The organism is uncultured Gimesia sp. (genome assembly GCF_937919775.1).
In the GTDB taxonomy this organism is placed as follows: Bacteria; Planctomycetota; Planctomycetia; order Planctomycetales; family Planctomycetaceae; genus Gimesia.
Genome location: NZ_CALFPF010000278.1, coordinates 1 through 12913 on the forward strand (window position 1 = coordinate 1; position 12913 = coordinate 12913).

Genomic DNA, 12913 nt, shown 5'->3' on the forward strand with positions numbered 1-12913 from the left:
TAACACCATACGGCTTACTCTTCAGCAATTCCCGGGCTAAAGCGCATACACTATCTATACGGCAGATCCAGCGTAAACCGCAGAGACTTCTCCCTCCCTGACGCTTTTGATATTGCCTGATCAATTGAGTGCCCCGATTTGATTTATTCTCAGCCTGAGGAATGGAAACTGGCACGCAGCTCAGGTCACGGGTGAAGACGAAACCAGCTGCGTGCCAGCGTCTGAATGACTCAATAATATTGTATTCTGAACATGATCTACGCCAGGGTGTATCCCATTTAGCCATAGCGACTCTCATTCTATGATACTCGTCTTAAATGGTCCTGGAGCCAGGCTAAAACTGATGATTGGAATGGCCTTCCACAACCAGCGCATTCTTCAAAGACCGAACCCCTTCCAATGACAGAATCTGAGACTGAGCCATCTGCTTTAAGAAATAGGTGGGGACTTCCCCTTCCAGACATACATTTCCCTGCTCCGCTACGACCCGAATTTGAGTTAAGGGTGCATATCCGGATCTTCGCAGCACTCGTTTAATCCGAGCCATGAGCTGATTGTCCGGATTGGGAAACAATACATTTCGTGTTTGAGCTTGCAGTTTCACCCTGCTCTCCCTGGTTTTTGAATTTGATACGTGACGCACGATAAAATGGTATGTCACCGCAGTTTGGTTGTGACATACCATTAAAATCACAGTGGTCTAGAGTCGCTGAATCAGGATTTGGATTTTACGGTAATTTTTTGTGGTTTTCTGAAGTCCGACTTGGGAAGAGTCACCGTCAGAACACCATTTTCGCATTGCGCTTCAATGTGATCGCTCTCCACATCACAGGGTAAAGTCACGGAGCGGGAGAAACTGCCGTACGTGCGTTCAATCCGATGATAGGTTTTGCCCTTTGCTTCTTTCTCCTCTTTCCGTTCCCCCTTAATGAACAGAGTATTTCCCGACACTTCGACTTCAATCTCTTCGGGTTGAATACCGGGAACATCCATCCGTACTTCGATCTCGTCATCGGTTTCCGACATATCGAGCATGGCATCGAAACCCGCCACCAGTCCTCCGTCGCCGGAAAAACTGCTCATCAAATTATCCATTTCATTTCGAAGTGACCAGAGCGGCGCCCGGCCAAAAAATGTACTCAAGCCAGGAAAACTTCTCTCTGATCTCGAAACGGTCCCTCTGATTGCTGGTGCAATGGCCATTATAATTCCCCCCATCCTTATCTAGAATTAACAGTCAACATCATTTAGCTGCTCCGTCAACAGCAACAAATCGCTTTTACTCTCATCTCAACTGGTACATCGTAACCAGCCTCGCGCAAAGTTGAGAATCAGGTGTTCCGATAAAAACCAGTGCAGAACTCCCCTGTCACACACCTCGGGAATCTCCCGATAAGATAATGCCGCTGCAGACTTTTTCCTGTACGAAAGAAAACCGGAATCAATCCGCCGCAGAATACCGCCTAAAGAATAAACTGATCCTGCCTGTCAAATGACCCGGCCAGAACCGTGTCAGACTCGTCCAAAGCTTCCAGGGGAATCTCATTGCGACGAATCGGTATTTTGCGGGAACATTCGATTCCCAGTTTCACTTTTCCCCCCTGAATCCTGACCACCGTCAGCACGATATCATCTGCAATCCGAATCTGTTCATCTTTTTTTCGTGTTAAAACGAGCATGATCTGTTTCCCCTGAATTGAGTGTGCGGCAGATCTGATTTTGACAGCAAAAACGTGCGAGAAATGCCAAGCGTTCCAGTGCGTCCTGATCGAGATAGGGTAACCGTTTTCGGCACCTCTCACTGATAAAAACCGGGTTTGCAGCCTGAATCATTCGCACCAACTCCTCACGCGTCATCTGGTGGATCTGTTCGTCCGGCAGATCAGCGATCAGTGTTTGATCCAATGCCTCCGCCTGCTCTGCCTGGAACGATTGATGGCGGGATCGGACGCAGTCCTGTTTTTTTTCATGTAAAGTCCAACTGCCTGTCGTTTGCATCGCATTGCCCCCCCGAAAAGAATTTTCAACTGAAATGAACCACCACCCAAAACATCCTTGCCAGTTATGCTCAGGAAGATTCTTTTCTTCTTTCATCAGCAGAGGTATACTAAGCACGTTCCATTACAATTGAGCATTCGAATCATGTCGTCTGTATGACTCTTCCGCACAGCTTCCCTCAAACTGCCTCATCCGCAGGCTTGCTGTGATTGTGAACTTTACTGTTAATTCCGGTTAAGATTCTCCACTTTGACACCCTGCCGGCATCATCACAGTGTTTTCACTGGTGCATCTTCCATTGCGCTTCAGGTTACCGCCTCCACGATTTCCTGATAACCGGAAATCTGGCTAAATTTATGTAGGGAAATTCCCCATGCGGAATCGGTTGGATCTATAATTCACTCTGTATCTCATTTACACACCCACGGCTAATGGGTATGGTATTATTGAAAATATTATTGGAGTTAAGGGAGCTACTTGTTTGAATCTCGCATCCGGAAATGAGATAAACGTGACGCCTGAAACGCAAGGCCTGCCAGTACTGCTGGTGGAACCAGATCCGGCGTCACGGGACCAGTTGGTTCAGCTTCTAGAAAAGGACGGTTATCGGATTGATACCGTCGAAACGATTGCCCAGCTGCTGGATCGTGACAACTGGTCCGATTACTTTCTGATCATTCTCGAGTACCATCTGCCTGACGGGAGCACGCAGGAAATTCTTCCCAGGCTGAAAGGGGTGGCTCCGCATGCCGAGTTGCTGGTGATTACCTCGCAATCCAAAATTGAGAATATGATCCTCGCGTTTCGCAATGGGATTGCTGATTATTTTTTAAAGCCCATCGACCCCGATTTATTTCTGTCTTCATTAAGACGGATTCTCGAGAGCAAAGCCGTCTCCAGCGAATTACGCCAAACTCAGGCTCACCTGAAAGCCATCGTGGAAACCGCGATCGAAGCGATCATCACCATCAACCGCCGAGGAATCGTGAAATCGTTCAATCCGGCGGCTGAGAAAATGTTTGGCTACTCCGCAAGCGAGATCATTAACCAGAATGTCAGTCTGCTCACCCCTTCACCCACGCGGGAAAATCACGATCAATACATCGCTCACTATCTGGAAACAGGAGAACCAACGATCATTGGAGCCCGGCGGGAACTGAAAGCCTGCCGTCGCGACGGTTCCATCTTTCCGATTGAACTCTCAGTCACCGATCTGCCTCAATTCGGCATCTTTGCCGGGATCATAGCCGACATCAGTGAACGCAAGCGGGCAGAACGCAGACAGAAAGAATTGACCAGAGCCATTGCCGTCGCAGGACAGCAGGAGCGCCGTCACCTGGCAGATATTCTGCACGATCATTTGCAGCAGGTACTGGTCGGCGTTCGCATCCACCTGGAAATCGCCAGGAACGACACTCCGGAAGGCGCGATTAAGCAAACCCTGACCCGTGCCGATGAACTGCTGAATCAGGGTATCGAAATCACCCGGTCCTTAACGGCAGAAATGAATCCAATTGTATTGCACGAGGAAGGACTGCCGACGGCTCTCGAGTGGTTGTCCCATAAAATGAAAGAACGTTACAAATTAATTGTCACACTGGATCTTGACCCACGGGCCAATCCCCAGACAGAGTTGAAAAAAGTCGTTTTATATGAATGTATCCGCGAGTTGTTATTTAACGTCGTCAAACATTCTCAAACGACGGAGGCACAGATTCGCATGAGCCTGCTTTCAGAGGAGGAAATCGAAATTGTCGTTTCCGATCAGGGAATCGGTTTTGATCCCCAGCAGCTTGGACACGAGATCTCGGACGCGAGCGGAATCGGTCTCAGTAATATCGAATTTCGCTTATCACTCATCAAAGGCAGATTTTGGCTGGAATCCTCTCAAGGACAAGGAACCAACGCGCGAATTGTCGCCCCCCTTTACTCAGAAGAATCAAAGACCGCCAACTGAAAAACCTCTGAAATGATTTTGTTGAAATCCTTTTTTTCCGGAAACCGGCTCTCCCTGAACAACTGCACTATAGTCTGCGTTCCTGTTTTGGCTATGATTGAAAGAGCCGCTCTGCTGATGTCATTCGATGATCCTCCTGATTTTCCCTGACCTTATGTTTTCATCGATCACGGGCTGAGCAGCGAATCTTCAGAAATACAAACTAATCATCAAAACGGGAATGAGAAAGCTTTATGAATCGTCCCACTAATCTGGCAGAGCTCCGAGAAAGCGGCTGGTTGAGTAAGACTGTCAAACGTGAGATCTATGACAACTTAATGCGTGCGCTGCAAAGCGGCGATGAACTGTTTCCCGGCATTGTCGGTTATGACGATACCGTGATCCCGGATATTGTACTGGCTCTGCTCTCGGAACATGACATGCTGTTTCTGGGAGAGAAAGGACAGGCCAAAAGCCGTATTATGCGGCTGCTGGTGCGGTTCCTCGATCCGGAAATTCCGTACATCGACATTCCCGGCTCCCCCGTGCATGATGACCCATACCAGCCGATTACCAGCGCAGGACGAACACTTCTGGCCAATACCCCCGACCGCGAAGTGCCCATCAGTTGGTGGGCCCGTGCAGACCGCTACGCGGAACGACTGGCTCCGGGAACCAAGTTTGCCGACGTGATCGGCGAGATCGATCCTGCCAAACTCGCGCATGGCGAAAGCATGTCCGCAGAGAGTGCGCTGCACTTCGGTCTGATTCCCCGCATGCACCGCGGCATTTTTGCCATGAACGAACTCCCTGAACTGGACGAACTCGTGCAGGTCGGCCTGTTCAATATTCTGGAAGAACGGGACGTACAGATTCGCGGTTACCCGATCCGCTTCGATCTCGACATGCTGATTCTTTTCTCATCCAATCCGTCAACCTTCAACCGCAGCGGGAAAGTGATTCCGCAGTTGAAAGACCGGATCGGCTCGGTCATTCACACGCATTACCCGCGTGATCGCAGCCTGGGGATTGAGATCATGGAGCAGGAATCCAGCGTTGACCTGGATGGCGAAGTGCCCGTTGTCGTCCCTTATTACATGCGGGAAATTATCGAACAGATCACCATCGCAGCCCGAAAATCAAAGTATGTCGATCACGATTCCGGCGTGAGTGCCCGTTTCAGTATCGCCAACTATCGCATGATGGTCGCTTCGGCTCGCCGGCGGGGCGCCGTCCTCGGCGAAAAACCGTCCGTCCCCCGGATCAGCGATCTGGGGCACCTGTACTCTTCCTCGCTGGGGAAACTGGAACTCGATTTGATGGGCGCCAACCAGATGTCCGAACGCCAGGTGCTCGATGCCATCATCGCCCAGGCGATTCAGGATGTGTTTCAGGAATACATTGTCGAACACGGCCTCGCAGAAATCAGCGAAATCTTTGCACAGGGTATCAAAATTGAAGTAGGCGACATGCTGCCTTCATCACAGTATGCGGATCGACTCAAACGCGTGCCCCCCATCTGGGATAAAGCCTTCGAAGTGAATGCCTCGGGCGACGATGCAATTCGTGCATCCTGTATTGAGTTTGTACTGGCCGGCCTGTATGCCAACAGTAAAATTTCGCGTTCGCAGGATCATGGTCGCATCGTTTATGAAACCTGATCTGCTCCCCGTTCTCAAATTCCTCTCAACAGAGAGATCGAGACACCACTATGACTGACAAACGACTCACCGGCGGAATTATTCATACGTACCAGAAGTACGATCCGAAACGCATCCCCGACCCGATGCAGCCTCCTCCCGACCTGGTCTCTCCTGCGCTGAACCATATGATGTATTATGGCTCGATGCGGGAACTGACCGAGGAAGAACTGGCCCGCGCCATTCGCCTCGACCCCAGCCAGATCGCCGGCCTCGGTCCCAGCCTGGATGCCCTGCTGGCGATGCTGGAAGAACGCAAACGCAAAATCCTGGAAATGTACGAAACAGACAGCGTCCGCAAAAAAGCCCGCCGCAGCTACCACGATTATGCAAAACAAATGCAGCCTCCCCGACGGCTCAAAGATTACTTTCAGCAGGCCGTCCGCGAAGAACAGATCTACGATCTGGAACGACTCTGGTACAAGGTCAACGATGATCAGAGTCCGTTCTCACAAGGTCTGGTCCAACTGGTGGATCGCCTGGGAGACAAATACGAAATCGACGAATTAGCGTCAAAATATCATTTCACAGGCCGAACTTCGTTGACGATACAGGAAGCGCTCGACACCAAAGCGGAACTGGAAAAAATTGACGAACTGCTCAAGCAACTCGAAGAAGCCCGCGAGACCGCACAGATCGCCATTATCGACATGGAAGCGCTTTCCGAATTCACCCAGCAGGGTGACATGGAAACTTTGGAAGCACTGCAGAAACAGGTTCGCGATCTGATGCGGGAAATGGCCGACCAGCAGGGACTGGAGTTTTCCAAAGGTCAGTTCCGCTTAACTCCGAAAGCATATCGACTGTTCCAGAGTCGCATTCTGGAGCGGATCTTCAGCGATCTGCAGGCATCCCGCACCGGACGCCACGGTGGCCCAGTGGTTGGTGAAGGCGCAGTTGAGCTGCCGAGCACGAAACCGTACGAGTTTGGAGACTCGGTCACCAATATGGACCTCGTGCAATCATTCACTAATGCGATTCTGCGTGACGGCCCCGGCTTTCCGATCCAACTGAAGTCGGACGATCTGGTGATTCACAAAACGCGCAACGCGCCAAAATGTGCCACGACGGTGCTGATGGACATGAGCGGCTCCATGCGTTACGAAGGACAATACGTCAACGTCAAACAGATGGGGCTGGCACTGGAAGGCTTGATCCGCGGCGAATTTCCCGGCGATTATCTGCAATTCATCGAGATGTACACATTCGCCAAACCGCGCACCGCCTGCGAGATCATCGAAATGATGCCTAAACCTGTCACGATTTTTGACCCTTTTGTTCGCTTGAAGGTGGATATGAGTGATGAAAGAATCAGCGAGCAGGTCGTCCCCCCCCACTTCACGAACATCCAGCACGCACTCCAGCTTTCACGACATTTTCTTTCGCTGCAGGACACGCCGAATCGCCAGATCATCCTGATCACCGACGGCTTACCTACCGCGCATTTTGAAGGTGAAATGCTCTACCTTTTGTATCCGCCCGATCCACAAACCGAAGCCGCCACCATGCGCGAAGCCCATTTATGCAAACGTGAAGGCATCACGATTAATATCTTTCTGATTCCCAGCTGGTCGCAATCCAGCGAAGACATCCAGTTCGCCCATCGCCTGGCCGAAGCAACGCAAGGCCGCGTCTTCTTCACCGCCGGCCGCGACCTCGACCGTTACGTCGTCTGGGACTACGTCAAACACCGACGTGATATCATCGGTTAATTTCAGAACGATTGATCATACTTGGCGCGACAGTGTGCAGTCCTCGTACAAACGATCTCCTCTTTTAACTTCCCGGCTTTCGTATCCAGTGGTCATGAAACCTGATGCCGGCGGTCCATTCGACGGCTGGCATATGGCATTCGATGCAGTCTCCTTGCGGTTTCACAGGGCAGACCGTGGAATGTTCAGCGGCCTGGTGGCAGGACTGACATTGTTTGATATATTGAACTCGATTATGCGAAGTGGCATCGTGGGGATCATGACAATACGCACACGAGAGTTTGCCGTTGGAATTCAGATAACACAAGCTCTTCTTTAAACCATAGGGTTGAAAGCGTACCAGTTCATTTGGCTGGGAGTTTGCAGAAAGGTTGTTCTCATCGCGGTGACACTGTGCGCAGGCAGCGATGTACTGTTCGGCGCTGGCATAATTAATCAGCGGCTTGCTTTCGTGGCCGCGGCCGATCTTCGCCAGTTCGACATGTTGCTTCCGAGGACCGTGACAGCGCTCACAACCGACATTCGGTATAAAAAACTCCGCCCGGAACGGCGCCCCCGGCGGCGGGCCGACCGTCATGTGACAACCTAAACAGGCCAGCACATCAGCGGCCTGCATTGGGCGTCCGAAGCATTCAATGCTGTTGCGGTTATATTCATCAAACCGCTCATGGTCGGGCGTCAGTCCCAGTCCCTTTTGATTAGCGAAATAAGACCAGCGCAGTTCCACCCCTTTCTGCCTGCGTTCATCAACGGCAATCGCGGTCTGCGCATGCGTGCCGGAACCGAGCAGCCAGCTGACCGGGAGAGGTGGCATCGCAGCATGTTTCTCATCTTTCACCAGAAAATCGCCATCACTGGTTTCAAAAATCCATTTCTGGTCACGGCGGGAATCCTGATAATCACCTGCTTTGACCAGGCTTTCAGCCAGCGCACTCTCCTGCATCCGCACGGCGGTATTCGAATGGCCGGAGCGCTGGTGTGCTTCATATTCCTTACGATGACAATCCGCGCACGCCTGATCGCCGGCAAAGTTCACCGCCAGAAACTGCTGCCAGACCGCCGCCGGATCCTGGCTGAGGCGCTGTTGGTCAGCGTCTTGTTTTGCTTTGGTCTTGAGCGTTGGAGCCGTGGGATTTTTCTGTTCGGTACAAGACGCAGCCACTCCCAGGATGCAGGTGAGTAGCACCGTCAACAGCAGCCGACTCTCTGATCCGGTAAGCTGCTTCAAAGCAGACCTCGCAATTCGTCAATCGGTAAAGGCGCGTTCATCATTGCGCGTTTTTGCAGACCGGTAGGGAAAGTGAATTGCAGCTTAACCGGGAAGCGGTGCTTCCTTGATTTTCCACTCTTCCCCCTCGCGCTGCAGTTTCCAGGTCATTTTCGTTTCGGTTTTCTCGCCGGGTTTTGTTTTTGCCGCGCTGTCTCCTTCTTGAGAAGAGACAAATCCGCCCATGATTTTCACCGGCACCGTGGCTTCATTTCCATTAATCTCGGCGTCTCCATCAACAAGAAACACGTACTGGCCATAATCTTTCCGGTTTTTGGGAGCGGCACCGGCGACAAAAGCAGCCTGAAACATTTCCTCGTTACCAGAAGAATCACCGAGCCCGACAACTTGTGCATAAACGTCTTGTTCCACGGTCGTTTCGGACACTCCTCCGCCACCACAACCTGCCAACAGACAGGGAACCAAACATAAAATCCAGTTTCTCATCATTCACTCACTTACCAGGTATTTTCCAAAAACAAATACGCTGCAGACAAAATTGAATGCAGCGTACTCATGAAGCTCACATCAATTAAAATTCACCGATCGTTTCTTCATTCCGAATTGTATTCAACGATCGCCAGATAGCGGCGTTGTCGACATTGTCGCTGATGAATCGTACCGCACCATCTGCCAGCAATGCATTCACCCCGCCTGTATGGTAACTGCGTGCCGCCGCATAGACGTCAGCAGTGGTTCGTTCCTGGGTACAATTGAGAAACGGACTTGTTCCTGAAGGAATCGACGTATCACAGCCGGCGATGATGTCAGGCACCCGGGCATTGGGATTATTGTAAGCAGTAAAGATGGTTGCCCCCATCGCTGCAGACAACCAGACACCTCGGATATCAACACTCGAACCAGAGGAAAACCCGTCAGCACCCACGATTTCACTGATGGCGACTGTATTGCTCATTCCGTCCACAAAGTCGCTGTCGGTCATCCCTTTATCATGCTGGAACAAATCACCTGATCCCCCCGAGGCAATCGAAACTTTGTCCTGCGTGGTGAAGTAACAGCCAAAGGCACCACGCGTACTCCGGCTTTCCCAGGAGAGCATATTGCCCGATCCCCAACTGGCGGCATAGTTATTCCCTTTGGCCAACGCTTCGAGTCCATAAGTTCCGTCATTATACTGCGAATTATCTTTCGGAGCAGAGGGACAGTGGTTGAAGGCCGGGAGCCGCTCACGACCAATGTGCGCCGGAGCTAAATACTCACAATGGTCCCAGGGGTTTGTCGTCGAACTCTTCTTGGCATCGTCCGCACAGAATGTAATCTGATCCCACAAACCGGGCTGTTCCATATAAGGCAACATCATCACCAGCCAATGAAAGCCGAACTCATTCTGACCATTTTGCCAGCCCCCGGTTTGAAACCGGTTGCCAGATTCATCGTAGCAGACATAACCCGGTGGAAAAGTACCGTAGGTGTCCAGGTGATTGTGTAAACCCAGGCCATACTGCTTGAGGTTATTCTTGCACTGGGAACGCCGTGCTGCCTCGCGAGCCTGCTGAACGGCCGGCAATAACAGGGCAATCAGAATCGCAATAATCGCAATCACAACGAGCAGCTCGATTAATGTAAAACCGCGACGCTCTTTCTGTCTGACCTGTTTCTGAAAACATTGTAAATGCATGGACCCACTCCTGATTAAAACGATAAAAAACTGCGTGTCTTACAAGTTGATCAAAGCACCATGAATTGTGCTTCTCATAAATTTAATTCCAAAAGCTGTCTGAGCGGTCTCGATTAAGGACTCCCCTGACGCCAGACATTCAGGCAACCGAAATGCTGTTGTTGTAGCGAGGCGATCAGTTTTTTTCCGGAACTGTCATAGCGAGACGCATCCAATGCCATCGCCTGATGTGCATGGTCGCGTGCTTTGCCTGTCTGCTGTGTATCTTCATAAAACTGTGCGAGTAGAAAGTGCTGGTCGGCCGTGGGAGCCAATGACAGCGCCGATAAATACGCAGCTTCTGCTTCCGCATAGTTCCCTCTTTTCCTTTCAGAAAATGCCATCCCTTTTAAGGCGGTCACAATTCCCTCCTGTTGCTGTTCTGAATGCGGTAACTTCTGCCAGGCTTTGAGAGCCTGCCGATATTGCCGTTCGCTGTCTGCCCAGCTTTCCTGTTGCTGAAAAATATTGCCGAGTAACTGATACGTCAGCGGGCTGGTCGAGTTTTTTCCGGTCCAGGGCTCCAGCAACCTGATCGCCGCAGCACGTTGCCCCAGCATCGTAAGTAGACGGGCTTCGTGATAGGTGTATTCTTCACTGTGGACGGGACGTCGTTTCATCAGCGCCAGACTTTGCTCGATTCCGAAACAGTCTCGATCCAGATCACGGGCCACATCGCCAGCGGGATTGCCTCCGATTTTTTCCCAGGGAGACAGGACGCATACTTCGCGGGTTAATTGCCGGGCATCCCCCATGCGACCGCTGCCCAGATAGTCGTTAATTCGAGTCACCATCTCGTCTACTCGCGACTGAGTATAAAAAGCAGGTACGACCAGGGCTGTCGTCCAGACCAGAAGCCAGACCAGTGTTCCTGGTCGCGATGTTTGCGCAGTCACTGCAGAACGCGACAAATTCCCGATCGCTAACAGAGCAGAGGCCATGATCCAGAAAGCGAGCGCAGGACGTAATACGAATGATTCCCAGGCATCATAGTCGCTCAAAGTGACACTTGTCTGGTCACCGGTCAAAGCAAGTACAACGATGCCTCCCGTTCCCACAATAAATACGGATTGCAGAATGAGGAATAAATGGAAACTGCGTTGCTTCAAAACACGAAATATCCATTCCGACACCAGAATCGCCAGCGGCAACATGCACAGAAAATTGATGACGATTACATCGGGACGAACATAAGGCAGGGTTAGCCCGCCTCTGGCGCGCACGCTCTGCACCCACCAGCCGACCAGGCACGTCAGGCCAATCGCAGTCATAAATGAGACGGTTCTGCGCGTTGTCTGGCTGGGTTGATCGGGCGGATTCCTCATCTCACTTTCCTGTAATCGAGTGTGAGATTTTGTCTCTCGGTTTTTCATGCGGATACAGACCTCCGCGATTTCCAGATCAGGCCATCGTAGGCATAATGCAGAAACGCCATGATTAAATTTGCAGTGAGCCAGATTTCCAGCAGATGCGTTTCCATCAGCCAGGCCCCCAGTCCCAGAATGACGACAAAAACCGCCAGCACAATTCCCCAGCGTGGCATCAGACGCATAAAGAGTTCTGTGGTTGCTTTGCCTGATTTCTTTGTACGATCCACCGACCAGCTGACAATGGCCAGATATTCGATGGAGTGAAACAGCGCGGAAGCCGTCGTCAGAACCAGTAACATCATCGGATTTTTCACAGCGACCGCCCATAACATCGCCAGATAGAGTGTCATCACACTGGTGAAATACAAACACCGTCCCAGAGTCTGCGCTCGCAACTGCCAGAATTCCCGCAGAATCATGCCCGTGGGAATCGTAGCGAACAGGTAATCCAGAGTCCCCCAGCCCTGGCTTGCTTCTGTGCCCAGAGAAGCCCAACTGGCAATCCGAAATGTGACATACAACAGGAAACCCCGCATCAGCCATTTATCGATTCGCAGGCGCTGGGGAGAGATCCCCCCTGTTTTTCTACCGTAGATACTATAAATGCCATGATGCTGCGCGGCGAAATGCCAGGCGTTCCAGATGTAATCAATGGTCAGCAGACAGGTCAGCGTGCCGGTTGAAATCTTCACCGCCAGTGGTAGCGTCAAAAGTAAAACCGTAATCAAAATGTATTTTGTTTTATTGGCCTGCAGTCGATCCCGCTCCAGAAACAGTAAAGCGGGTGTGATCCAGCGGTGTGGTGTGGTGATAAAATAAATCTGCCAGAAACTGATGCCGCTCTGTACTTCCAGACCGCCCATCCATTGCAACAAAACCAATAATGGCCAGCCCAGATTTGCCAGGAAGAACAGATCAAACTTCGGATCAACGAGCCACCCGGCCCGCAATGACTGCCGGAAATCCCCCGCAACGGCTTCAGATCGCTCTGCAGCAGCTTGAGGTAAAAATGTGGTCTGTGAAATTTGCGACATAATCAATTCGTGATGGAATAACGCCATCACACCATAATAGAAATCAATAACAATGCCATTGTGCAACACTCACAACAGCAACTCCGGTTCAAATCAACTGCAGCAGCCTCCCCTCCATTCAACGTTCTTAATTTCCGAACCCAAAGCATGGGAGAGATTATTTGACCGTTATCTCTGACTGCTTGAGCAAACTGAGAAATTGGCCAGGCCAAATCTGG

General features: G+C 51.2%; 11 protein-coding genes. 3 read left to right on the forward strand and 8 right to left on the reverse strand.

What is annotated here, in order from left to right:
- Positions 1-334: 334 nt before the first annotated feature.
- From Q0294_RS07590 to Q0294_RS07600, 3 genes are all read right to left on the reverse strand, one after another.
- Positions 335-604, reverse strand: a complete 270-nt coding sequence (locus Q0294_RS07590) for a BON domain-containing protein (protein WP_299462793.1) — start codon at positions 602-604, stop codon at positions 335-337.
- A gap of 110 nt (positions 605-714) precedes the next feature.
- Entirely contained in the window at positions 715-1083 is a 369-nt protein-coding gene (locus Q0294_RS07595) for an Hsp20/alpha crystallin family protein (protein ID WP_299462796.1), read from the reverse strand.
- A 380-nt stretch (positions 1084-1463) separates the two neighbouring features.
- Positions 1464-1679, reverse strand: coding sequence for a carbon storage regulator (locus tag Q0294_RS07600; protein WP_299462799.1), 216 nt, complete (start codon positions 1677-1679; stop codon positions 1464-1466).
- An 800-nt stretch (positions 1680-2479) separates the two neighbouring features.
- Between Q0294_RS07600 and Q0294_RS07605 the strand changes: the two genes are divergently transcribed.
- The 3 genes from Q0294_RS07605 (at position 2480) to Q0294_RS07615 (ending at position 7346) form a co-directional block, all read left to right on the forward strand.
- Positions 2480-3955: a PAS domain S-box protein gene (locus Q0294_RS07605; protein ID WP_299462802.1), complete on the forward strand. Its 1476-nt coding sequence runs from the start codon at positions 2480-2482 to the stop codon at positions 3953-3955.
- A 233-nt stretch (positions 3956-4188) separates the two neighbouring features.
- Complete coding sequence (locus Q0294_RS07610; protein ID WP_299462805.1) at positions 4189-5595, forward strand: magnesium chelatase; 1407 nt, start codon at positions 4189-4191, stop codon at positions 5593-5595.
- Positions 5596-5645: 50 nt separating this feature from the next.
- Positions 5646-7346 carry a hypothetical protein gene (locus Q0294_RS07615; RefSeq protein ID WP_299462808.1) on the forward strand — a complete coding sequence of 567 codons (1701 nt, stop codon included), beginning with the start codon at positions 5646-5648 and terminating at the stop codon, positions 7344-7346.
- A 64-nt stretch (positions 7347-7410) separates the two neighbouring features.
- On the opposite strand, the gene Q0294_RS07620 is transcribed toward Q0294_RS07615, so the two are convergent.
- The 5 genes from Q0294_RS07620 to Q0294_RS07640 form a co-directional block, all read right to left on the reverse strand.
- Positions 7411-8574, reverse strand: coding sequence for a multiheme c-type cytochrome (locus Q0294_RS07620; protein WP_299462811.1), 1164 nt, complete (start codon positions 8572-8574; stop codon positions 7411-7413).
- Between the two features lie 84 nt (positions 8575-8658).
- Positions 8659-9000, reverse strand: coding sequence for a hypothetical protein (locus Q0294_RS07625; RefSeq protein ID WP_299462814.1), 342 nt, complete (start codon positions 8998-9000; stop codon positions 8659-8661).
- A gap of 145 nt (positions 9001-9145) precedes the next feature.
- Positions 9146-10252, reverse strand: coding sequence for a DUF1559 domain-containing protein (locus tag Q0294_RS07630; RefSeq protein ID WP_299462817.1), 1107 nt, complete (start codon positions 10250-10252; stop codon positions 9146-9148).
- A gap of 113 nt (positions 10253-10365) precedes the next feature.
- Positions 10366-11616 (reverse strand): tetratricopeptide repeat protein, encoded by a 1251-nt coding sequence (locus Q0294_RS07635; RefSeq protein ID WP_299462820.1) that lies wholly within the window; start codon positions 11614-11616, stop codon positions 10366-10368.
- 44 nt (positions 11617-11660) lie between these two features.
- Positions 11661-12695 (reverse strand): hypothetical protein, encoded by a 1035-nt coding sequence (locus tag Q0294_RS07640; protein WP_299462823.1) that lies wholly within the window; start codon positions 12693-12695, stop codon positions 11661-11663.
- Positions 12696-12913: the final 218 nt, after the last annotated feature.